At 60.1% G+C, this 23,165-nt stretch carries 15 protein-coding genes; 1 reads left to right on the top strand and 14 read right to left on the bottom strand.

Features of this window, described 5'->3' with window-relative positions:
* Positions 1 to 178 precede the first annotated feature (178 nt).
* The 9 genes from X750_RS138545 to X750_RS1000000167165 all read right to left on the bottom strand — a co-directional run bounded on the left by X750_RS138545 (position 179) and on the right by X750_RS1000000167165 (position 13,151).
* Complete coding sequence (locus X750_RS138545) at positions 179 to 1,258, bottom strand: substrate-binding domain-containing protein (protein WP_023686867.1); 1,080 nt, start codon at positions 1,256 to 1,258, stop codon at positions 179 to 181.
* Positions 1,259 to 2,208: 950 nt separating this feature from the next.
* On the bottom strand, positions 2,209 to 2,961 hold the full coding sequence (locus tag X750_RS138550) for a GGDEF domain-containing protein (protein ID WP_031243550.1): 753 nt from the start codon (positions 2,959 to 2,961) through the stop codon (positions 2,209 to 2,211).
* A gap of 165 nt (positions 2,962 to 3,126) precedes the next feature.
* Positions 3,127 to 3,834, bottom strand: coding sequence for a thermonuclease family protein (locus X750_RS138555; RefSeq protein ID WP_245271914.1), 708 nt, complete (start codon positions 3,832 to 3,834; stop codon positions 3,127 to 3,129).
* 13 nt (positions 3,835 to 3,847) lie between these two features.
* The gene (locus tag X750_RS138560) at positions 3,848 to 5,047 is read right to left on the bottom strand and encodes an ABC transporter substrate-binding protein (RefSeq protein ID WP_031243547.1); all 1,200 of its coding nucleotides are present in this window, start codon (positions 5,045 to 5,047) and stop codon (positions 3,848 to 3,850) included.
* 97 nt (positions 5,048 to 5,144) lie between these two features.
* Complete coding sequence (locus X750_RS138565) at positions 5,145 to 5,900, bottom strand: transglycosylase SLT domain-containing protein (RefSeq protein ID WP_023748603.1); 756 nt, start codon at positions 5,898 to 5,900, stop codon at positions 5,145 to 5,147.
* 36 nt (positions 5,901 to 5,936) lie between these two features.
* Positions 5,937 to 6,308, bottom strand: coding sequence for a hypothetical protein (locus X750_RS138570; RefSeq protein ID WP_031243544.1), 372 nt, complete (start codon positions 6,306 to 6,308; stop codon positions 5,937 to 5,939).
* Between the two features lie 68 nt (positions 6,309 to 6,376).
* On the bottom strand, positions 6,377 to 8,878 hold the full coding sequence (locus tag X750_RS138575; protein WP_156932456.1) for an Ig-like domain-containing protein: 2,502 nt from the start codon (positions 8,876 to 8,878) through the stop codon (positions 6,377 to 6,379).
* A gap of 726 nt (positions 8,879 to 9,604) precedes the next feature.
* Complete coding sequence (locus X750_RS04335; RefSeq protein ID WP_023748599.1) at positions 9,605 to 12,532, bottom strand: VCBS domain-containing protein; 2,928 nt, start codon at positions 12,530 to 12,532, stop codon at positions 9,605 to 9,607.
* Entirely contained in the window at positions 12,453 to 13,151 is a 699-nt protein-coding gene (locus tag X750_RS1000000167165; protein ID WP_023704346.1) for a DUF5801 repeats-in-toxin domain-containing protein, read from the bottom strand. Before X750_RS1000000167165 ends, X750_RS04335 begins: the two co-directional genes overlap by 80 nt.
* Before the next feature lie 1,959 nt (positions 13,152 to 15,110).
* Between X750_RS1000000167165 and X750_RS138595 the strand changes: the two genes are divergently transcribed.
* The gene (locus X750_RS138595) at positions 15,111 to 16,049 is read left to right on the top strand and encodes a transglutaminase-like cysteine peptidase (protein WP_023748597.1); all 939 of its coding nucleotides are present in this window, start codon (positions 15,111 to 15,113) and stop codon (positions 16,047 to 16,049) included.
* An 85-nt stretch (positions 16,050 to 16,134) separates the two neighbouring features.
* On the opposite strand, the gene X750_RS138600 is transcribed toward X750_RS138595, so the two are convergent.
* From X750_RS138600 to X750_RS1000000166560, 5 genes are all read right to left on the bottom strand, one after another.
* Positions 16,135 to 16,776, bottom strand: a complete 642-nt coding sequence (locus X750_RS138600) for a ribbon-helix-helix domain-containing protein (RefSeq protein WP_023667950.1) — start codon at positions 16,774 to 16,776, stop codon at positions 16,135 to 16,137.
* On the bottom strand, positions 16,766 to 18,055 hold the full coding sequence (locus X750_RS138605) for an HlyD family type I secretion periplasmic adaptor subunit (protein WP_023738302.1): 1,290 nt from the start codon (positions 18,053 to 18,055) through the stop codon (positions 16,766 to 16,768). Before X750_RS138605 ends, X750_RS138600 begins: the two co-directional genes overlap by 11 nt.
* 45 nt (positions 18,056 to 18,100) lie before the next feature.
* Positions 18,101 to 20,233: a type I secretion system permease/ATPase gene (locus X750_RS138610; protein WP_023691465.1), complete on the bottom strand. Its 2,133-nt coding sequence runs from the start codon at positions 20,231 to 20,233 to the stop codon at positions 18,101 to 18,103.
* 37 nt (positions 20,234 to 20,270) lie between these two features.
* Positions 20,271 to 21,719 carry a TolC family protein gene (locus tag X750_RS138615; protein ID WP_023704343.1) on the bottom strand — a complete coding sequence of 483 codons (1,449 nt, stop codon included), beginning with the start codon at positions 21,717 to 21,719 and terminating at the stop codon, positions 20,271 to 20,273.
* Between the two features lie 1,107 nt (positions 21,720 to 22,826).
* The gene (locus X750_RS1000000166560) at positions 22,827 to 22,970 is read right to left on the bottom strand and encodes a hypothetical protein (protein WP_023709548.1); all 144 of its coding nucleotides are present in this window, start codon (positions 22,968 to 22,970) and stop codon (positions 22,827 to 22,829) included.
* Positions 22,971 to 23,165: the final 195 nt, after the last annotated feature.

Raw genomic sequence — 23,165 nt, 5'->3', positions numbered from 1 at the left:
ACCAGCGTCTAAAAACATTTCTCGATTGATGTAAACGATCCGCCCTTCGCACTCAGGCTGCACCCGTAGAACGACATGCGATCGCCCGCGAGCCTTGGGTGGAGGCGGTGCTACCCAGATCCGAGGTGCTGATGAACGGAGTTGAACTTCTGCAACGATGTCTCGTGACAAAGAATTGCTAGTGGTCGATGCTCGATTTGGATGCCGAATCCCAATCTTCTTGGGCGCCGTCATGCTCTCCGGTTCGCCCAAAGCTGGTCGGTACGGTCACCAGCGGAAAGTGGTCTATCGAATAATTCTCGAGAAGCGAAAATCCTTCAGCAATCATCACCTCGACATTCTGTCGGACCATGGTCACATCGAAGGGCAAATGCGCCGCGAATGGATCCCAGTCGAAGCTTCCGACAACAACCCGTCCAAGCTCACTTGAGGCTAGTGTCGAAGTGAACCGCAATGTTCCTTCAAGAGCGGTCACGCCGTTGACGAACATACCTGAGGGCAGATGCCCAAGCTGAGCGTATCGTGCAGCGAGAGACCGAGCAGCGTTGGTCGGTGCGTATCCGCAGCAGTCAATCGTGCCCGGGCCCGTAACAATCCCATGCGCTGCCAGCGCATCGTGAAAACCCAGCAAACGGCTACGTGTTGCGTCATCATCGCTGACCCCGCCAAAGAAGAAGAGATCTTCGGTGGAGCCCCCTCGTTCTTTCAATTTCTTAACAATGATCTCTGTGAGCGCCTTGGCGCCCCCGTAGTTGTCAGAAACAACTGAGGGAGCCCGGCGGCCTGGCAGATCGATGTTGATGCACCGGACGCCCGCTGCCCGGCACAGATCATTCAGCGGATCGGGGTCACGAACGCCCGCAAGGAAGAGAAATTCCACCTGCTGAGCCAGCAGGGTTTCCGTCACACTCAACTCGTTATCAGGATTGCGATGGGTGCTGACGACGATCGGGCACAAGCGGTGGACGCGGGATTCCGCTTCAAAGGCTTCGGCCAATCCGGCGAAGAAGCGATTGCGGTAATGTGGCAAGATCATTCCAGCGAGTCCGGATCGGGAAAGCCGCAATCCTCGTGCCTTGAGGTTGACAGCATAGCCAAGCCGCTCAGCCCAATCGAGGATGGTCGCTGCGGTTTCCGCCTTGATCCGGTGCTGTTGCCACGAGCCATTGAGGACGAGACTAACCGCTGTCGGGGACGACTTTGCCGCCACCGCGATATCATAAATCGTTGACTTGCGTCGGACAGACTTTCTCGCCATTGGTGACGCTCCCGCTGGGAGATGCAGTAGACGCTAGTGCGGGGTCAAGGCAACATCTCTAAATTGCGTCAAACGGTTTGGAGGAGCGACCCCACGGAAGGACGCGGCGTCTCGTGCCTCCGGTCCGGTCTCCCTGATTGTCTCGATCGTTGCAATGACAGCGCCAGGGAAATCGGCAGATTTGGGATTTTCCCTGAAGCTTCGTTCAGCGTCACTGGAGACACCAACCCCAGTGTTTCGGCTTTGGTCTCCCCGATGATCAATCACCTTGCAAAGGTCGACGAGAAGTTTCGATCAGTTTGGAGCCCACCGTTGGCGATGGTCGGGCGCACGCGTCACGATCGAGTCCCTCCGATTTCAATATGCTGTTTGGACGAGTGGGAGTAGGGGTTAGCCAGTCTGGAGTGCCCAAGCGTAGGTTGCGCGGAAAACAACGATTTGCGGTTCATCTCATTCAAAATCGACCCAGATCAGCAACTGGAGTCTTCGACTGCAACGTTCGAGAAAAGTACCGTCAACAGCTTTCTCGGCCTGCGGTACTTTTTGAAGAGCAACGTTTTGGAATATATACGGAACTCGCTTTTCGAGTGATGTATGCGCGTGAACGGCACTTTAGCATGTTCCAGCGAAAGCCTTGATACGGCCGTCCGAGCCGACTAGATTCTACAAGACAATGCTACCGTGAACGCGGGACCAACTGTCTCTGCTGCAGCGGTGGTTAGATCGCGGCTGAAGCCCGCAAAGTCCCGGATTTTGCGGATCAGCCTTACGCTTGCGGGGAGCAAGGCCGCCGTAGCGTTGTATTTTCTCATTCCAAATACCCGTCAGGTGCTGATCAATGTTCTGACTGCCAAGAGCAACTCCAGGAAAAGTGCGTGCGGTTTTCCGTCCGGAATTTGCGTAAAAACAAAGACATAGCGGTTCGCCGCTTCCGTGAAACGGTGAACGCTCTAGTTGTGGAGGTGCGACAATTGAAATCCAGGCTGGCGTTCGACGCCGGATAACAGCGATTCCGCCGATCGGAACATGTCCTCGAATTCCAACTCGTTTTCAAACACCACGCCGCCGACGCTGATGGTCAGCGTGTCCGCGGTTCCTTTTGGCGCGAAATAGGCTTGGGCCACGCGCGCCCGGATACGCTCGCCGATCTCCCTGGCGTCGTCTTCTGTCGCACCGGGCAGAAAGACCCCGAACATGGAGGTTCCGATCCGGCCCACCAGATCTTCCTTGCGTACCGATGACTGGATGGTCGAGGCTATGAGCCGCAAGGCTTCGTCACCCCAGCCAAGGCCGAAGCGCAGATTGATGGACCTGATGTGTTCGGGATGAATGACCAGGAAGGCGCCAGATCTTGGACCAGACGATTTTGGCCTGGTTGCTCTCCTTTCGACCATCGAAGTGAAGACCGTCCGGTTGAGGCAGCCTGTCAGGCTGTCAAAGGTCGCCGACTTGTTGAGTTCTCTTCGATAACGGACGAGCTCGGTCCGCTGCAGGCCAATGAACAGCAAAAGCGGGCCACCGACCATGACCGGCAACAGGATCGCTGTGACCATGCTGCGGCCGAACGGCGTCAAGACTTCCGAAAACAGAAGCAGATAGTTGAGGCCAACCGAGAGGAGCAGAATTCCCGCCGATCCCAGGGCAGTCAGCCATGCGATATCTTTCCATTGCCGGGGCGAGCTATTCGCCATTGGTGTCATCATAAGCCAATCTCCCGCCTGATCGGCTGTCATAAGGCCAAGGTGCTGCACTTTCAGTTTCGAGGAAACATACAATTTTAGTAATGGCGCAATCACCTACCATCGGCCCGAAATCAGGCCTTCAAAAGCAAGGCTACGGCGGTAAAAGCGACGACACCGAATTATCGGCTATTGCGGCGGGCCGAATATCCCCATCTGCGCGTCTCTGGCCACTGCCTCCGCCTTGCCGTAGATGCCACTCGCCAGGGCCGTCGCCCAGCCATTGGAAACAAGCCAGGCGCCGACATCCTGCTTGCCCAAGCTGCACGGTGCCGCAATGGCAAAACGATCGATTTCCGGCGGCACGACGCATTTCAGCGCCCGGCCGCGCAGCCAGGAATTGAACGTCGCGCGCGCACGCTGGCCGCAAGGCCAGGCGATGCCACGAAACGAACAGGTCTCATCCAGGTCAATGCCTTGGATCCCGCTGATGGCTACCTTGCGCCCTACGGATTCGAAGGTTGCCGACGAGGTGGCAACCGGTTGGTACAGCAGGACCTCTTTCCAATCATTTGGCATCCGCATCCCTGCAGGCGAAGCCAGACCAAGGTCGCTGAGCGGCGGGCGCGGCTCGACCCGTTCGATTTGCGCCGGATCAAGCTGTGGCGGCGCGATAAGGTCCTGAGCAATCTTGCGTGCCCGTCCTCGCCATGGCGTATTGGCGGCGCTCGGAGGTGGTCGCATTGCCTGGCTATGATCGATGGATTGACGTGGCGCCGGCCGATTGTTCGGAAGCAGATCTGCGGCCCGGATGATCAACAAGACCCCGGCCAGGAGGAGCAGGCTTCCGAGCGCTATCAAGCGATTGTGCCTCAGCCAGCCCATCAACTCAAGCAAGGTTCCTTGCCCCTCAATACCCCGATGTCGATTTGGCGACCAGCTTGAGTGCACCTTTTTGAACCTGATAGAAGGGCATGGATCGCTCACTGGAGCCATCCGCCCGAAACCGGAACAGGCCGGTCGATCCGCGAAATCCGCTCCGATTTTCGAGCACCTGCTTGCTGAAGCCGTCAGGCCCGGCCGAACTTGCAATTCCTGCTGTCAGGGCGACCATATCATAGGCGTAGGCGACATTGGCGTCGGCTGGATAATTGTAGGTCGTCTTGAAGCGGTCGGCGATCGGGCCGGTTTCCGTTGGGTCGAGCGTGGCGATGTAGGAGCCTTCAAACAGCGGCTCCATCGGATGTTCCAGCCAGCGGTTGGTTCCAACGACGGCAATTGCTTTTCCAGGAATGCCTTTCGTTTTGAGCGCCGCAAGGATCGGCGCCGGATTGTCGTCGCCGCTGGCGATGATGATGGCATCGGGAGCCTCGACCAGCGAGCCCACATCATTGACCACTTTGGTGCCGCCATCGCCGGCCCGATACGGAACGGTGACGGCGAGCGTCGCGCCATAGATGCTGAGACTGTTGGCGACCCGCTTTTCAACCGCGCTGGCATTCGCGCCCGCCGCAACGAGCAACACGAACTTCTTGCTGCCTTTGGCCGCCAGGCCGGCTGCGCCCGCGGCCGCGCTGTCGGCCTCGTTGAGGCGCACCGCATAGACGCCCGGGCCGCCAGCGAAATTGTCGGCCAACGCCAGCACCGGCGGTCGCTTCGATCCCGACAGCTTGGCTATGTGCTGCGCGGCCGCGAGTTCGACCGGGCCGATGACGATCTTGGTTCCAGTGGTGATCGCCTTCACAGCCAATTCGCTGGCGTGCGCGCTGTCGCCCTTGGTGTCCTCGACCGTGACCGTGAGCAGGACATTTCCAAGGTCGGCCATCGCCAGCTTGGTCGCATCGAGCATCTTCCTGCCGTTTTCGCCGGCGTTGCCCGGGGCCGACAAAGGCAGCAGCATCGTGACCTTCGTCGATCCCGTGCCGAGCGATTGCGTCGCCTGGGCGGGACCGGCAACAGCGCCGGCGGCCGGCGCTCCGGGTGCGGCTATCGCCGCCGGGTCGAGCGCGTCCGAGACGCTGCCCTTCGACTGGCAGCCCGACACTATGCCCGCGAACGCAAAGACGATCGCCCACGTCCACGAACCGTGTCGCTGCCGGCCAGAATCCATGATGCCTCCCTGATATCCCGCCGGGTATTTATCCGGTCTCATCCGTTCATCTTACGGCAGACTTGCCTCGCCGTCTTTGCAATTGCTGGATTATGGCTCAGCCGTCGAAAAGTCTTGCCCGGAGCGCCTTGATCATTCTGGCTTGCCCGGCGCTTCGATAGTCCGTGCATTTCATATATCGCGGGCCCGGCACGAACAGCCGGCGCACACAAATCCGCCTCGCCGGGGCAGGGGCACCATCGTCTCCTGCTGTCGGGAATGCGGAGAATCCGAACGTCGCCACCGGCAATGGCCCGGCCACCGCAAAACCTTCTCTCGCCAGGATTGCACGCGCACGCCGGCAGTAGCGGACCGAAAGTTCGGAGAACCGGGTTTCACCGTGCCCGGCACGATACTTCATGACGGCGGTGCAGAGATCGCCTGCGGCAAGGCTGTTTGCCTGCGCCAGATATCTGACGCCGAGCGCGATGTTGGTCGCCGGCGCGCCAAGCTCGTCGAGCGAGCCACGAAAGCCCAGCATTCGGGCCGTCGCGGGCATTACCTGCATCAACCCGACCTCACCATCGGCGCCGTGCACATCGGGATCGAATCCGCTTTCGATCTCCATCACCGCGTGCGCCAGCACCGGCTCCAAGCCGTAGAGCGATGCCTGGCATGTCGCAAACGCCTTGAATGTCGCGCGCGTCCATTCGGAGGCGGCGTCGCAGCGAACCGGCCGCCTTAAGCCGAACGGTGCTGGTCTCTCCAGGCTAGGTCGTTCCAGCCAGTTGGCGCAGGCTTGAGTGGCAAGCTGGCCAAAACCGGTCAATGCGATCGCTCCGGCGATCGCCCTCGTCAATCGTCCGCCGACCATCGGGTCAGCCAACCGGCACTGCCGGATCCCTTCCGGTCAGTTCATGTACTCGACCATGCGGTCGTGGAAGCACTCGCACTTGTTGAGCGTGTCCTCGTCCTTGTAGTTCGTCTTGAGGTAGCCATAGGCCATGCCGCAGGCGACCTTGGCTTCCGACGCCCAGACGAAGGCGGGGCGGGATGAATTGATCCATTCCGAGCTGTTGGCGACGGCCACCGACTCGTCCATCAGCTTGACCACCTGGACCTTGAGATCGACGATGTTGTCGTTCAACACCAGGTTCGATGTGCCGACGGTCCGGCAATAGTCGGCCACCGGCCCTTCGATGATGTCGGCGGCATAACCCGTCGACCCGACTGCCAGAAACAGCGTCGCAGCGGAAACCAACAGTCTTACGGAACGTTTCATGATGAGATCCCCCTCTGTATTCCTAATCTCTAATACATAGCATAGTCGCGTGGCCCCGCACCATGCTCCTAGACCACGTTTGCCGTTGTCGTATGCTGCGTCACTCCGTCATCGTAGAGCAGGGTGATCGTGTTGGCGACGGGTGCATTCGTCAAGGTGGCCACGTCCACGAAATTGGCGCCGTTGGCCAAACCGTCGGCGTCGACGCTGACAGTGTTCGTTCCCGCATTGTAGTTCACGAAGTCGCCGACATTGGCCCCTCCGGCGGCTGTATCGAACAAGGAGGTAAGGTCGATGATGTCGCCATGGCCGCCGACACCGCTGTAGTCAGCGATAAGATCTTTGATGTCGAGGTGCTCGAGCTTGAACGTATCGACGCCTATACCACCGGTGAGCGTGTCCTGACCGGAACCGCCGATCAGCAGGTCGTTGCCGTCGCCGCCGAACAATATGTCCGCTCCCGAGCCGCCGTAAAGCGTGTCGTTACCGGAGTTGCCCGACAAGGTATCATCGCCGCGTCCGCCGGAGAGGATATCAGCCTGGAGATTGAGTCCATTGAGGGTGTCGTTACCGTCCTCGCCGAGCAGCGTGGTTTCTGTCGCGGTCGTGGTGTGAGTGTCCACGCCCGAATTTTTTTTTTTTTTTTTTTTTTTTTTNGTCGCCGTGACCGGGATCGAGATGTCGAACGGTGTGACGGCGTTGGCGGTCGTGTAGGTGACCGGGCCTAGCTTGAAGTCATTCGAGCCTACATTGGCCGAAATTTCGATTGCGCTGAACGGGTCTGAATTTGCAACCACGGTAAAGGTGTCGCCTTGCGCGAGACCGGTGATCGTCCACGTTCCGTCCCCATTGTTCGTTGCGGTCGGAGTAGCTCCGCCGGAGCCGTTGACGACAGTGACCAAGGCGCCGAGGGCCGTGCTTTCGCCGGTAACATCACCTATGTAGGTGTTATCATAGTCGGCGTTGACCGGGCGGATCGTTATCGAAACCAGGCCCGGTCCCGAGACATTGCCAATCCCCTGTGTATAGCTAGCCACCTCGTAGTGATCCGTATAGTGGGTTCCCGCCCCGATGCCCGCGGGGGTTCCGGCGATGGTGCCGTCGGTGGTTGCATTGCTGACGAAATCGAAGCGGATCTTCTCACCAGGGCTGATGCTGTTTCCGCCATCGACGCCCCAACTGCCTGTGCTGGTGTTCACGAAATTGGGGCTGTTGGCGGTTGCAAGCAGGTCGCTGGTTGAGCCGATGGAGTCCAGGACAATCGCTTGGTTGTTGCCGCCGCTTGGCGAGAAGTTCGCCGTATTGAACTGGTTGCCGGCAAACATCGTCGCGGCCTGGGTGTATGTCCAAGTATCTGTCGCCGGGTTCAGGGTCGCCGTGAAAGCGAGGTCGCTGCCGTTCGCGGCCGAGGTCCGTCCCTCCACAGTATGCGTATCGACGACGTGGAAGAAGACCTGCTCGCCATTCAGGAATATGTTTGTGCTGCCTGATGTGACGGCCGCGCCTTCGGTCACGTTGAACACGACATTGCCAACGCCGTCAGCACCGGCGCTCGCGGCAAAATTGATGCTCTCCGTCAGCACCGTATGCGTGGTGTTTTCCACGAAGATGCCATCCGGCTTGAATGGCAGCGGAGCGTCGTCCAGTACCGTCAGATTGACCGATCCGGAAACATGATCACCGCTGGTGTCGGTGGCCACCACCTGAAGCCCGTTGATGGTGACGTTGCCCGAGCCGGCAAGATGCTGGAGCTGGTCGGTCAGTGTCGCGGTAACGACGGGTGTCAACGAACTGTTGGCGCCGGCGCTTGTGTTTGACAGCGCCAGATAGACGAATGCGCCGAGGTTCACGCTGCCGGCCGTTTGTATCAGACTGCCGACGAGTTGGTTGCCCACGAGCGCCCAGCTGATTGTGTATCCAGAGGCTAGGCCAGAAACAGTCGGCGCCACCCAGTTTGGATCGCCGGTCGGGTTGGCGAATGCAACATTAATGGCTTCGCCGGTCGTGGTGAAGGTGATGCCGCTGATTGCTTGCGCCGTCTCGCCGCGGCTGCCTGGGTTGGTGCCGGTCACGGCCCCGGCTTGGAGATCCGCAGGCGCCGAAGCATCGAGCGTGGTGTCGAGCGCGGCTTCGTTCAATGTCAACGATGCAGTCCCGCCACCCGATGGAACGGTGTTGGTCTGCACATTCAGGGTCACCGTGGCCGTCGAAGTGTCGCCGTCGCCGTCCTTGATCGTGTATGTGAAAGAGTCCGAGCCGACATAGATGCCCGTCGGCGTATAGGTGAACGTTCCATCGTTGTTGTAGGTGACGGTGCCGTGAGCACCGTTAGTGACGGTCACCTGACCGCTGACCGGACTGTTGTCCGTATCGACGCCATCGGCGCCAAACTTGTCATTGGTCAGGAGGCCGGTGAGGACCGTCGCACCGGTGATCGTTGGCCCCCAGGTGTCATTCGTCGCGGTCGGCACGTCGTCGACGATGGTGATGACGAGATTGCCGGCTGGAGCGCTGTCGCCGTCGGCGTCGGTGACGNCCGGTCTCGGCGGTGAACTGGTTGGACGCAACACTGTCGGTATCGGCGTGTGCGGTCGGCACGTCGTCGACGATGGTGATGACGAGATTGCCGGCTGGAGCGCTGTCGCCGTCGGCGTCGGTGACGACGACCGCGAAGCTGGTGCTCGACGGATCGGTCAGCGTGTTGTCGATCAGCGTATAGGCGTAGCTGATGGTGCCGATGCCGGTGGTTGCATTGTAGACATAGCTGGCCGTCAGCGATCCTGTGGTGCCGTCGGCAAAAGTCTGGGCCGAGCCGGTCAGCACATGGCCACCCAGCGAGACGGTGGTCAGGCCGTCGGGCGAGGTGAAGCCGATGGTGCCCGAAGTGGTCTCGGTGGTTGCAGGCTCGTTGGAGCCGGCCGGTTCGCCGGCGCGTGCCGGCAGGCTGGCTTCATAGACGGTGGTGGTGGCGCCGCCGGCAGCCGGAATGGCGTCGGTCGGGGTTGAATCGCCGATGGCGATGGTCAGCGTGGTGTGCGAGGTGTCGCCGTCGCCGTCCTTGATGGTGTAGGTGAAGACATCGCTGACGCCGCCCTGCGTGCCGGCATCGCGAACATAGGAGTAGGAGCCGTCGGCGTTGAGCGTCAGCTTGCCGTAGCTGCCCTGGACCTGGGTGCCGAGCGTTGCGGCATTGTCGACATCGAGATTGGTGTTGCCGGCGGCAACGCCGACCACGGCAGCGCCATCGGCGCCCTTGACGTCGATGCCGGTGACCGGCGAGGTGGTGCCAACCGCGCTCAGCACATTGCCGGTCTCGGCGGTGAACTGGTTGGACGCAACACTGTCGGTATCGGCGTGTGCGGTCGGCACGTCGTCGACGATGNGGTCTCGGCGGTGAACTGGTTGGACGCAACACTGTCGGTATCGGCGTGTGCGGTCGGCACGTCGTCGACGATGTCGATGACGATTGCCGCCGGGGCTGACGAGGAGGTGCCGTCCGACACGGTGAGCGAGAAGGTCTCGGTCTCGGTGACGGCGGGAACGTCCGTGGTCGGACTGGTCAGCGTGTACTGGTAGGTCGCTACGCCGGTTACCGCGTTGTAGCCGGTGATCAGCAGCGTGCCGTGGTCGCCCGGGAAGGTCGAACCGTTGAGGCTGCCGATGGCAACCGTGGTGCTGCCGATGGTGACGCTCTGGACGTCGTCGAGGCCGTCGGGGTCCGATACCGTGAAGGTGCCTGTCGCCACCGTGCTGCCGTTGCCGGCCGCCGAGCCCGCCGGAAGGCCCGCTTCATAGACCAGGTCGTGGGCGCCGGCCGGGTTGCCCTGGTTGACGAAGATCTGCGGCACGTCGTTGGTGCCGTTGATGGTGATGGTCAGGGACGCCAGAGCGGTATCGCCGTCGCCATCCGCCACAGCATAGTCGAAGCTCTCGGCCACGGTCTGGCCGACATCCAGCGCCTGTACCGCGGCATACCCGGCCGGGTTCTGGGCCTGGGTGTAGAGCACATATGTGTAGCTGCCGTCGGCGCCCACCGTAAGCTGGCCGTAGGTTCCAGCAACGTGGTTGGCAACGGCGCCGTCCCAGGTGATCGAGCCCAAGCCGTCGGTGCCGAGGTGATCCGCGTGGCCGTCGGTTGCGTTGGCGTCGGCGCCACCCACGCCCGTGATCACATTGCCGTCCGCCGTGAGCGGCCCATCTTCGGTGACCGAGTCCTGATCGTTGACCGCAACCGGGCCATCATCCTGGAATTCGATGCTCAACGCGACATGGGATACGGCGGTGCTCGTGTCGCCGTCGAAATCGGTGATGGTGGCCTTGACGTGCAGGTCGGCGGCGACGGTCGCTATGTCGTCAAAGGCTGCGGTGCTTGAACCGTCGACATTGTGAGCGATCGGCTGATATTGCCCGATCCAGACCGCTCCGGTCGGATCGACATAAACCTTGAAGACGTCGACGCCGTTGGCAGAACCAACGAGAACGCCGTCCGCATTTGTCGAGAGCATGATCGCCGAGCCGTCGAGTGTCTTCAGACCGGAATCGACGTTTGACAGCGGATTGCCAATCGCGTCGGTGACGGCAAACGAGAATGTCGCGTCGTCATCGGCGCCGACCGAGGCGTTGAAAAGGCCGAGCGCGCTGGCTGACGATTTTGCGTAGCCCAACGCCCCCGGCTCGTCCACCAGAGCTGGCGGGGAGAGAGCGGTGTCATCCGCCGGATTGGGATCTGCGGCGTTGTTGACGCCGGCGGACTCGTCGTGGCTGACCCGGAAGACCTCGGTCTGCGTTGTGACTGTCGTGACCTTGGCTTCGATGCCGAAGATCTTGAACGGGTTGCCGCCAGTCAGGGTCGCATCGGTTCCGCCAGCGTTGGAATCGAAGGTAAAATCGTTGTAGTTGCCCACCTTGAGCTGGTCGAACGGGGTGCTGCCGATGACCTCGACAGTCGCACCATCGGGCACGCCGGCGAAGGCATAGCCCACCTGCACGCCGCCCTCGAAGACAGCCGTGCCGGCCGTCAGCACACCATTGATGCTCACGGTGAACGGCTCGAATGTGCCACCGTCCTTGGCGCCGATGAACATCACGGCGGCTTCGACACCCTGGGCTTCCGCAACATCGATCGTGAACTTGACCGAGTCGACGTCGTATGAACCACCGTCGGTGATGCTGGGCGGATTCGGATTGTTGGGGGCGATGACAAGATTGTTGACGAAGTCCATCGTCACGATTTCGGGGCCGGTCAAATGCGGATGGGTTTCGTATCCGTCGATGATCTGGCCGTCGCCAACGCCGATCTTGGTGCCGGTGGTGTTGACGGAATTGTCGCCTTCGTTGATGTCGACGGCGCTGAGCTTGATGTCGTGGTTGCCTGCGCCATCCATGCCGCGAACATCGGTGTTGCCGGCCTGCAGCGTGTAGACGATCGTTTCGGTCGTGGTTGTGGTCGTCGTGCCGGCATCCCGCGCGACGATCTGCGGAACGTCGTCGAGCACCTGGACCTTGAATGTACCAGCCGCCAGTCCGATGGTATCGCCGTCACCGTCCATGGCAACGACAAAGGCCGAAAGATCGATACCGCCATTGGCAAGCGTATTTTCGGTGTTGTCGCCCGGGAGCGTATCCAGAGTCGGATGATCGATCTGATCGATCAGGGTGAAGACATAGGAGCCGTCCGCACCGACGGTCAGGGTGAAAACAGGACGATCCGTGCCCGCCTGATAGCCGGCGCCGGCGCCTACATCGACATAGCCGGTCAGGGTCGTGCCGTCGGAGACGATGAGGACGTTGCCGCCTTTCGAATCAAATCCCGAATCCGATGGGGTGGTTTGGGTGACAAGGCCGAAGGCCGAGGTCGCATTCGGGCCGTCAGAGCCGAAGTCGACGATTGCATTCAATGCGCCGGCAGCACCGATGGCAACCGCGGAGTTTGTTCCGGTCACTTCGCCAGGCTGAAGATTGTCGGCATTTCCGGTGGACTGGCTGTTGTGCAGGCCATCCTCGTCGACATTCGCTGTGATCTGGGCGGTGCCAATGGCCTTCGGCCCGTCATCGTCGAAGGAGAATGCCGAGCCCTTGCCGTCGATCAGGTCGACGGTCGCCTTCTCGGTGACGGTGTCGCCGTCGCCGTCCTGGCGCGTCACCTCATATTGCAGCTGAACCTGGCCGCCATTGGTCAGCGACAGATTGAGTTCGGAATCGAACTTGTTGCCGTCTNACCTCATATTGCAGCTGAACCTGGCCGCCATTGGTCAGCGACAGATTGAGTTCGGAATCGAACTTGTTGCCGTCTGCGCCATGGTTGAGCGCTTCGTAGAGCGTGGTCTGCAGCTGCTCGGCGCCCGGCGCGCCAGTGATCGCGATGGTCAGAACCTGATTGAGCTGCGTGTCGCGGCCGACGATAACGCCGCCCTCGAGGAACAGTGTGATGGCGCCGCCATCGGTGGCAGTGAGATTCGTGGCAAGGCCACCGGCCGGAATGCCGGTGAAGCTCAAAGTTCCGGTGACGGTTCCAGGACCGTCCGAACCATAGCTGCCGCCGATCGTGAACAGATTGGTCAGTCCGCCCGATACTGCCGTGTTGACCTGTGCCAGGCCCGGACCGGCATCATCCGTGTTGGCGTTGCCGCCGGCGTCTTCGGTCTCGCCGATAGCGCCATTGTAGCGGTCCGCGCCAACCGTCTCGTCGAGCTCGACCGAAAGCAGGCCAGCGGCTCCATCGTGGGTGCCGACCGTAAGGCTTGGCCCGTCATCGTCGAAGGAGAATGCCGAGCCGTTGCCGTCGATCAGATCGACGGTAGCCTTCTCGATGACGGTGTCGCCGTCGCCGTCCTGGCGCGTCACCTCATATTGCAGCTGAACCTGGCCGCCATTGGTCAGCGACAGATTGAGTTCGGAATCGAACTTGTTGCCGTCNGGTGACGGTGTCGCCGTCGCCGTCCTGGCGCGTCACCTCATATTGCAGCTGAACCTGGCCGCCATTGGTCAGCGACAGATTGAGTTCGGAATCGAACTTGTTGCCGTCGGCGCCATGGTTGAGCGCTTCGTAGAGCGTGGTCTGCAACTGCTCTGCGCCGGGCGCGCCGGTGATCGCAATGGTCAGGACCTGATCACCCTGCGTGTCGCGGCCGACAATCACTCCTCCTTCGAGGAAGAGCGTAATGGCCCCGCCGTCCGTGGCAATGAGATTCGTGGCAAGGCCACCGGCCGGAATGCCGGTGAATGCCAACTGCGCGGTCGTGCTGCCTGGCCCGTCGGCACCGTAGACGCCGCCAACGGCGAACAGCGAAGAAAGGCCACCCGCCAGGCCGGTCGTCACCTGGGCCAGGCCAACGCCGTCATCGGTGTTGGCGTTGCCGCCGGCATCTTCGGTCTCGCCGGCATTATAGCGGTCGCCGCCGACCGTCTCGTCGAGCTCGACCGAAAGCAACTGTGCCGCTTGCGCGGTTGCCTGGACCGAAAGCGTAGGGCCGTCGTCCAGCACACCAATATTGAGGGTCGCGGTGGCCGGATCATTGTCTGTGTCTGTAACCACGACGGCAAAGCTGTCGGAAACCCCCTCGGTCGTTCCGGTCGATGAGTTGTCGTGATGATCAAGAGTGTTGTCGGCAAGGGTATAAATCCAGCTATAGCCGTTCGTAGGATTGCCGGTGACCACGAGCGTGCCGTATTGCCCGGCAACGCTGCCGCCGTTGGTCACGTCCACACCGTCAATGACAAGCGTCCCGATGCCATCACCCGAGACGATGTTGAAGGTCCCTGAAACCTGCTCGGCGGTGCTGGCCGGGTCCGTCCCGTCGGAAAGCGCGGCCTCGTTGACGACAAATCCGGAGCCAATGTCGATTGTCGGCGTCGTATCTTCTTCCCTGACCCCGATCGTCAGCTCACGCGGCTCCAGCCGTCCAAATTGCAGGTCCGTCGGCGGCAACAATGCGGAAAGATCGAAGCCGTCGCCGATACCACCTGGGGGAATGGTGAAGTCGCCGCCGGCACTGCCTGGGGCGCCGCCCGGGCCGGCCGAGATCGAACCATCGGCACCGAAGGCGACATCGACGTGGCTCGCTTCAAGAGCGGCCAGCAAGGCCACGCGCGGAACTTCGACATCACCGATGATGAAGGTCGGCACGTTGAGCGCGCCATCCTTGATGAGGATGACTGAACCGTCCGCCTGTTCCAGCAACAGATTGTGGCCGTCGACCTTGATGTTGTCGATGGAGACGTCCGCCGGAAGTTTCACGATGTTGCTGGCGTCGGCCACGTATTCATGCGGCGCGGCTGCCGCCGGCGCTTTCGCCTCCGCGGGTGCTGCCGGCTGAACGGGTGCGCCACTGCCGACATCGACCGGCACCGGCTCGGCAGGCGCCGCCTGAGCGGCCTGCGCTACCTGGATGCCTGCCTGCGATGGCGAGCCGCCATGTTCATGTGAAGAGTGCTCGTCCCAAGAATTCGAGACGGTATCCAAATCGTTACTCGTCGTCATCGCCAAACCCCTCCGGCATTTCCCGGATAGAGACAGTGACGACTTCTGCTTTGCAACTGTCCCGCAATCAATTTCATATATCCTGGTATGCAAGTCTCGGCATTTTTTACGCGTGGTAAACCCGGAAGATATAATCTGATATGCATTGGCCGCGCCGCGCCTCGTTTGATATCCGCCGGCTGAGCTGGATTGGTAAACAGAAGTATAAATTTGAATAAAATTTTAGACAAAATGGGTATTCCCGATTGAAGGAAACTTATCCACCTTCCTTTCCAGTAATTTGAGACAAGATTGGTACCGTCCACAGTCAAGAGGTGGGCGTTATGAAAAAAGAAAAATCTGCCCTGGGAATAACCGGGCTCAGGCTCATCCTGCTGGCAATGGCGATCACAAGCCTGCCGCAGCCATCATCCGCGAAAGCAATTGCCGTGAATGCCGGCGCTGCCGCTGGAGTTCTGGCGGCGGTCGAAACCCCTTCCAGTCTCGGCGGCGTTTCGCTGGCTCGGCCGCAGCCATGGCAGCCGGTTTCAGCCTACCGGATCGGCATGATTTTCAGCAGCTCTGTTGCCGTTGATGAAAAGCGTGGTTCTTCGATCGCGCCGCCCGCCGCCGGGATCGACCTGATCCAGACGGCGGCGATCATTCCCGGCGTGTTCGGTTCTGTTGCCCTGTCGATGCGCAATTTCCCGGTTTCGGCGCGCTGGGCGCCGGTCTACAAGGCAATTGTCGACTGTACCGCGAGCAGCGCGTGCGAACGCAAGAACAGCGCCTTTGCCGAGATAGTCAAGGCAGCCGGGAACAAGCGCTTCATCGACAAGTTGTCCTTCGTCAACTCAAGTATAAATCGCGCCATCGCCTACAAGAAGGACAGCGTGGTTTACGGCAAGCTCGACTACTGGGCCAAGCCCCGGGAAATCCTTGAGCGGCGGGCAGGGGACTGCGAGGATTTCGCCATCCTCAAGATGGCCGCGCTGCTGCATGCAGGCATCCCGGCGCAGAGCATGTCGCTGGTCGTCTTGCAGGATCGCAAGCGCGGTTTCTTTCATGCCGTGCTGTCGGTCAGCACCGGCAGCGGCGTCTTCATTCTCGACAGTTTGAGCAATGTAGTTTCCCGCGACACAGACCTGCCGACCTACGTGCCGCTGTATTCGTTCAGCACCGATCGCGCGTGGATCCATGGCGCGAAGACCGGTTCTGCTCAAATAGCCGATATCAAGGGCGGCCTTTCGACGGTCGCGCCTGGTGAAGGTGTGCAGCCGTAAGCTCCCATCAGAGAGTCTTGAGCGCTCTATCTCTTGTTTGACGCAATTTTCCACGGAAACCGCTCACACTTTTCCCGGAATTGCTCTAGCCGCCGAAGACGAACGCCATCAGCAGTTCCGGCTCGACCACCGGCGCCCGCACCGCGCTCAGTTGACCGCGGTAGCGGCGGTCGCCGGCGCCTATGACGAAACCGGTCGCGACCGGCGTCTCGCCATTGGCGTCGAGCCTAGCGAATATGTCGGCGACATTGAGGTCCAGCGCCAGCTTGAGATCCTGGCGCGCGTCCTCGTTCGGCGCCACCGGCAATTGCCGCCGCACCAGTTGCTGGAACGGCGCATTGAAGGTCAGGATCTTCTTCGACGATGCCAGGGCAAAGGCCGGCGAGGGACAGGCGACGAGAATGGCGCTGATGGTCTTGATCGACGCGAGCCTCTGCAAGGTGAGGTTTTGGTCGGCCAATCCACGCATGCAGGCTACGCGAATTGCCGATGTCAGGTTTCCGGCGTTGGCGTGGCTCTCTGCAATTTCCTCGATCAGTGTGCCGATCGTGCATTTGCGGCTTTCCGCCATCTGCTTCAGCGATGTCCAGAACGCCCGTTCCAGACGAATGCCGCGGCGCGTGCCGCCACGCGCCACAACCCGGAACTCGAGACCGAAATCCTCACTCGCCAGCGGTGGCAGCAGCCGGTCGCGATCGACCGGGCGGGAGATCGCACTATCGCTCACTCATTGCCTCCTCCCGCGCCTTGTTGATTGGTTTCAGAAGGTAGGTGAGAATCGTTTTGCGTCCGGTCTTGATGTCGACCGAACAGATCATGCCGGGGATGATGGAATAGGTCTTGCCGTCGCGTGTCAGGGTCGATTTGTCGGTGGCGACACGCACCTGATAGTACGGTTCGCCGGTCTTCTGGTCGACAAGGCTGTCGGCAGTGATGTTCGACACCTTGCCTTCGATGCCGCCGAAGATCGAGAAGTCATAGGCGGTCACCTTGATCAGGGCATCCTGGCCCGGCCGGATGAAGGCGACGTCCCGCGGTGAGACCCGGGCTTCGACCAGCAGGGTCTCGGACGTCGGCACGATACCCGCGACGACCGCGCCGGGCTGGACGAAGGCGCCGACCGTGTTGATGTCAAGCGTGTTGACGATACCATCGACAGGCGAACGGATATCGGTACGCGCCACCTTGTCGGTGGCACCGCGTATCGTCTCGTCCACCACCGAGAGATCGGCCAGCGCCTGCGTCAGATCGCTGAGCGCTTCCTGTTGCAGCTGGAGGCCAAGTTCGTCGACCTGAAGCTTGGCTTCCGTGATGGCAGACCTGGCTTTCTTGATGGTCTCTCCGGCAAGCGTCAGCTGACCATTGAGCTCGGTCTGCTCGCGCTCGACGCGGAGCTGCTCGGTTCGCGCCATCAGGCCTTTCTTGACCATCGCTTCGACCAGCTTCGCCTCCTGGTCGCTGACGGCCAGGTTCTTGGTGAGGCGATCGGCATTGGCGTTGGCTTCGTCGAGTTCCTTCTCACGCTGATCGAGCCGCGACTTTAGAACCGACAGTTTGACTTCGAAGTTGTCGCGCCGCGCGATTAGCAGCTTCTGCTCGTTGTCACAGATTTCCGGCGCCACCTTCTGGATCTCGGGCGGGCAGGGAAACGCGCCCTCTAGACTTCCGGTCTGTTCGAATTTGAGCCGTGCAATGCGCGTCTGCAATGCCCGCGCCTTGGCCTGCTGCTCGCCAAGGCTGGAAGTGTTGAAGGTGTTGTCGAGACGAATGATGAGGTCATTCTTCTTGACGACCTGACCGATCGTCACGGCGATTTCCTGAACCACGCCCGGCTCGCTGGCCTGGATGATCTGGGTCTTCGACGCCGGTATGATCTTGCCGTCGCCGCGTGCGATTTCATCGACCTCGGCGAAGGATGCCCAGGCTACCGAACTCGCAAAAAGCGCTCCGATAATGAATATCGAAGCCGACGCAAAAAGCGGCGGACGGTCTTCCCTGGCTAGCATTTCCAACGCCCCAATGTGTTGAATTAACCCAGTAATTCTGTTCGATCAGGCGCTTGTTTTCTGCAGCGCTTGTATCACTTGGTCTTTCGGTCCATCGGCAACGATCTTGCCCTGCTCGATGACGATCAGGCGGTCGGCCAGCTCGAGCATGCTGAAGCGGTGCGTCGATACGATCAGGGTCGTGTTGCGATCGAAAGCCACTTTGAGCTGCTTGATCAGCTGGCGCTCGGAAGCCAGATCCATCGAGCCGGACGGCTCGTCCAGGAACACGATTTTCGGTTTGGTCAGCAACAGGCGGGCAATTGCCATTGTCTGCCTCTGACCGCCCGAGAGATTGGTGCCGCGCTCGCCGACATTCATGTCGTAGCCTCGCGGATGGCGGGAGACGAAGTCGTCGACGCCTGCAGCCTTGGCCGCCTCGACGATCTGCTCATCGGTCGCCTCCGGGCACGCCATCAGGAGATTTTCCTTGATGGTGCCGGAAAATAGATCGTTGGCTTGCGCGACGATCCCGACCGCGGCGCGAACCTCAGATGGGTGGTATTGGCGGATGTCGATCCCGTCCAGCAGCAGCTCGCCGGAGGTCGGCAGGAAAAGCCTGCCGATCAGCCGCCCCATGGTCGTCTTTCCCGAGCCTATGCGGCCGATGATGCCGATCCGCTCACCGGGCTTCACCGAGAAATTCAGGCCGGTCAGCACTTCGTTTTCGGAACCCGGGTAGACAAAGCCGACATTCCTGAATGCCATTGCACCGTTGCGAATGGGGCGGTTGACGAAACCAACCGTGTCCGGCCGATCCTCAGGCTGCGCCATGATCGAATTCACCATTCGCAGGGACAGCATCGCCTGGCGAAGTCTGGACAAGGTGATCGCAATCTGCCCAAGCGGGGCCACCGCCCGGCCCGCCAGCATGACGGTGCCGATGATGGCGCCGGTCGAGACATGCCCTTCCGAAAAGGCATAGGCGCCGGCCACGATCAAAGCGACGGTGACCATCTGCTGGATGGCTTGGGTTATGTTGCCGGCGGCAGCCGAAAGCTGTTTGATCTTCTCGGACGTGTTGGATGCGTTCTTGGAATGCTCCGCCCATTTTCGCAGAAGGTAAGCCTCTGCGCGCAGCGATTTGATCGTTTCCAGCGTGGAGATGGATTCCACCAGCAGGGCCTGGCGCTGCGAAGCCTCGTTCATGGAAGCGGCAACGCGTTTGCCGATGCGCCGTTGCGTGATCAGCCCGACGATCACCGAGGCGACAAAGGCAATGGCCGGTATGACGACCAGCCAACCGCCTATCGCATAGATGACAAGAAGAAAGACGAAGACGAAGGCTGTGTCGATGAAGACGCTGATGGTGTTCGACGTGAAAAACTCGCGCACGAACTCGTACTGGGTCACCCGATTTGCATATTCGCCGGTTGAGCCGGGCCTTGCGGACAAGGACGAATTCAGCACCTTCTCGAAAAGCATATAGGAGATGCGAAGATCGGCCTTGCGCCCGGCATAGTCGATCAGTGACGCTCTGGCGGTCTTCAAGAGCAGGTCGAACAGAATGACCGCGCCGATCCCGATCGACAGCACCCAGAGCGTCGATATCGCCTTGTTCGGCAAGATCCTGTCGTAGACGTTCATGGTGAAGATCGGTGAGGCAAGAGCCAGCAGATTGATGAATACCGCCGACAGGATGACCTTCGAATAGGTGCGCCAGAACGGCCCCATCGTGCCGGTCAGCCAATGTCGCCGCTCGATCTTGGCCGCCGAACCGACGCTCATCGCCTCTACTGCGTTGGCATAGGTTATCGAGAAGGAAACGCCGCCACTAATATAACTTCCGGAAAACTCGGATTTGCTAATTGTGGTGCGCCCGTCTTCCTGGGGAGCGGTCGTAAATCCACCGTCCTCGGTCTGGGCAAGCAGCGCAACCGGCAACTGGCTGACGCGAAACAGAATGGCGGGAAGGTCGATGCGTCCGCGAAGAAAGTCGCGATGGCTGAATTCCGTGATTTCAAGACCGATGCGTTCGGCAAGATGCCGGATGGCGTCGATATCGATGCGGGTGTCTGACAGCGGCACGCCGGCAAACAGCACGGTCTCGGAACTCGGCCTGCCGAGGTACCCGGCAACAGCGGAGAAGCAGGCCTTGAACGCCTCTTTTGGGGAGAGGATTTTGGGTTGTGGGTTCACGATCAGCCCGCAGGACTATCGTTCGTCCTTGACCTTCCTACTTCTTTCTTACCGGTGCGAGGATGTCGAAAGGCAGATCGTTCGTCTGCTCCGACGGCGTGCGCGCATACGTTTCGGTGTCGGCCGTTTCAGGCGCATTGAACTCGGCCTTGGCATAGGCGGTGGCCTGTTTTGCCGGCTGAAGATTCATGGTCTTCAGCAACTGCCCGGTTGCCGCCAGCAGCCGGTACTGCGCGAAAAGCGACGCGTAGGATGCGGTGTCGGCAAGCGTAGCTGTGTTGAACCGCGTGTTCTGCGCGTCGAGCACGTCGAGCAGCGAGCGCTGTCCGACCTTGAACTGCTCGCGATAGGACGCCACCAGCCTTTCGTTGGCGGCAGCCTGAAGCTTCAATGTCTTTGCCAGATCGGCCTGCCGGAAGCGGCGATCCCATGACGTACGGACGGCTTCCTCGATCTCGCGCAGAACCTGGTGCAGCACAAGGCGCTGCTCGCTGGTGCGGCGGACCTGCTCTTGCTCGTTGGCTTTGTCGATGCCGCCGCGATAGAGGTTCCAGCGCAGCACCAGCCGCGCCTGCAGGTCGCTAGCGTCGCCATCGTCGCCGTCGATGTCATAGCCGCCGCGGGCGCGGCCTTCGGCGATGACGGAGGGCCCGAATTTCGCCCGCGCCGCATCCACCAGGGAGGCGGCGGCGTCGATATCGCTGTTGGCCATGTGGACGCGCGGATTGTTCTGTCGCGCCAGCCCTAGCGCGTCGTCGAGCGACCTTGGCAGCGCGCTCGAGACATCGCCTGGCCTTGACGCGTTGGTCAGCGGCTTACCGACCGTCTTGAAGAACCGTATCTTGGAAGCCTCCAGTTCTTCGGTCGCCTCCTGCATACGTGCCTTGGCAGCGAACAGCCGCTCCTCGGCCTGCTGGCGATCAGCCTCGTTCAACGCGCCGCCTGCAATACCTTGCCGGATGTCGCCGAGGATTGCCTGGTGAAAGCCCAGATTCTTCTTCGCTTCCGAAACGATCGAAGCCTGCAGCATGTATTCGAGATAGTCCTGGACGACAGACAGTCCAATGAATTCAGACCGTTCCAGCACCCGGAACGATGCGCCGTCGACCCGCGACGCCTGACGGTTCAGTTCCGCCCGCCTTGCGCCGCTGTCATAAAGCGTCTGCGTGACAACGACATCGGCTTCCGCCGGATAGAGCGCGTCATCCTCTATGGACAGCGAACGCCGGGAGGAATTGTCGAGACGACGAACCCCCGCCGACGCCTCGACATCGACGCTGGGAAGATAAAGTCCCTTCGCTTGGCGTAGCTCGAATTCGATTGCTTCGCGGTTTTCGATCGCTTGGCCAATTTCGGGGTTGGACTCCACCGCAACCGCCATCGCCTCCTGGAGAGTGAGCGCGTGAGCATTCCCACAGCTCAATATGGCGACCGTCGTCAGCAGGCCAAGGCGCTTGCCAATGGCCGGCATAACTATTGTTTTCATTTTGCCCATCCCAACGTTTCCCCGCGCCCTTATCTCCGGGCGCTACAACTCAAGCGTGATTGTTCACAAATTTACAAAATATGTGAGCGCTTATTGATTTAGTGACCGGTAAAACGCTGAGTTCAAGCCATAAATCTAAGGAATGTAGCAAAAATAGCACATAAAGATACTCAGGTGCGGTTTCTGGCAACAGCCATCCGGGTTCGCGCAGGCAAAGGAGAATGCTCCCCGGGAAGGGACCGCAGTGGCAACTTACAACCAATCTGCTCAGATAGCCTGACTATTTCTGGGGCGCATATTCATCTGCGAGCCCACATGGCAATTGGTTGGCAACAGGATGAACTTCGAGGCAAGTGAGCCCGTCCTAATCCGGCGCGTCAACTCGTAAATCCGTTCCACGGATTACAACTGCCTGCAAGCTGCCGCATGTTCGTACTTCCCAAGTCTCATCGGCCATATCGAGACGCTAGACCGTCAGCTGGTCGCGCGGCTGTTGCCACAGCTGCCGATCTGCAACCGGCCCCAATTTCCGACGTTCTGGACCTGGTCTCCCAAGGTTTGGAAAACGAGGTCAGCTATGGTCGGCAGTTCGGGGTCGCGGGAGCATACGGGAAGCTTTCAGATTTTGGCCCACGAAGAACTCAACAAAATCAACGATTTTCATTCGCCCTCCGGGCCTACCATAGCCATTGATTTTGAAACGCGCAAATGCACCTGGAGCAGTGACGGTAATTTCGAAAAGTGTTGGGCGCGGCTGTCGAACGCCACAAACTGCAAAAAATCGTCCGATTGATCCCGATAGTTGGTGAAACCTCAAAATATTTTTTGCGCCGATTTTTCCTTTAAATCAAAAGGGTAATTTTTTGACGGTTCTGGTGGCGGACTTTTTTGCTGTGATGGAAAATACTGACAGTCGTTCAATGGGTTATAGGCTGTATAAACAATCGAGTGGGAATGATTCAGGCCCACTCAAACGCCGCCGAAAATACGCCAATCTGACGTAACGCGCTGAAATAAAAACAAATCCTTTCAGGATGATCAGCGACAATCGGTGCTTAGAGATTGCCTTTGACGGACCGCCTGACGGACCTTCCGCATATTCCGCGGCTATCGCAAGAGTGCCGGGCGTTTTTGCGTACTGGCCGAGGTCCCTTGCTTGGCAAGTTCCTCCGCGACAAGGATCTGCTCGACAGCATTTTCGTCGCTATTGCCCATGCGGAGCCCCGGAGGATCAAAACCGGTCAGCAGCATGACGCGGACGGTTCAGAGCAAGCGACTCAGATTTCCGATTTGCTCAGAGTCCCCCAGCCTGTGGCTCTGTGCAGCAGGCCTTGAGAGTCTGGGTCGACCTTTTTGGAAGCTCGCCTGCAATCGGGTAGTGTGCTGAGAGTTCTGCAAATTCGCTGAGAGGGGGCGGTCATGGCAGGCTGGTGATTGTTCACGTCA

Origin of the sequence: Mesorhizobium sp. LNJC391B00 (assembly GCF_000502535.1) — a bacterium.
GTDB lineage: Bacteria > Pseudomonadota > Alphaproteobacteria > Rhizobiales > Rhizobiaceae > Mesorhizobium.
This window is presented reverse-complemented; position numbering and strand designations above follow the sequence as displayed.

Excerpts from the sequence above, each read along its gene's own strand:
- X750_RS138595 (WP_023748597.1), top strand. The coding sequence starts at position 15,111 with ATGAAAAAAGAAAAATCTGCCCTGGGAATAACCGGGCTCAGGCTCATC.
- X750_RS138570 (WP_031243544.1), bottom strand. The coding sequence starts at position 6,308 with ATGAAACGTTCCGTAAGACTGTTGGTTTCCGCTGCGACGCTGTTTCTG.
- X750_RS1000000166560 (WP_023709548.1), bottom strand. The coding sequence starts at position 22,970 with ATGCTGCTGACCGGTTTTGATCCTCCGGGGCTCCGCATGGGCAATAGC.
- X750_RS138560 (WP_031243547.1), bottom strand. The coding sequence starts at position 5,047 with ATGGATTCTGGCCGGCAGCGACACGGTTCGTGGACGTGGGCGATCGTC.
- X750_RS138615 (WP_023704343.1), bottom strand. The coding sequence starts at position 21,719 with ATGAAAACAATAGTTATGCCGGCCATTGGCAAGCGCCTTGGCCTGCTG.
- X750_RS138550 (WP_031243550.1), bottom strand. The coding sequence starts at position 2,961 with ATGATGACACCAATGGCGAATAGCTCGCCCCGGCAATGGAAAGATATC.
- X750_RS138565 (WP_023748603.1), bottom strand. The coding sequence starts at position 5,900 with ATGGTCGGCGGACGATTGACGAGGGCGATCGCCGGAGCGATCGCATTG.
- X750_RS138545 (WP_023686867.1), bottom strand. The coding sequence starts at position 1,258 with ATGGCGAGAAAGTCTGTCCGACGCAAGTCAACGATTTATGATATCGCG.
- X750_RS138605 (WP_023738302.1), bottom strand. The coding sequence starts at position 18,055 with ATGCTAGCCAGGGAAGACCGTCCGCCGCTTTTTGCGTCGGCTTCGATA.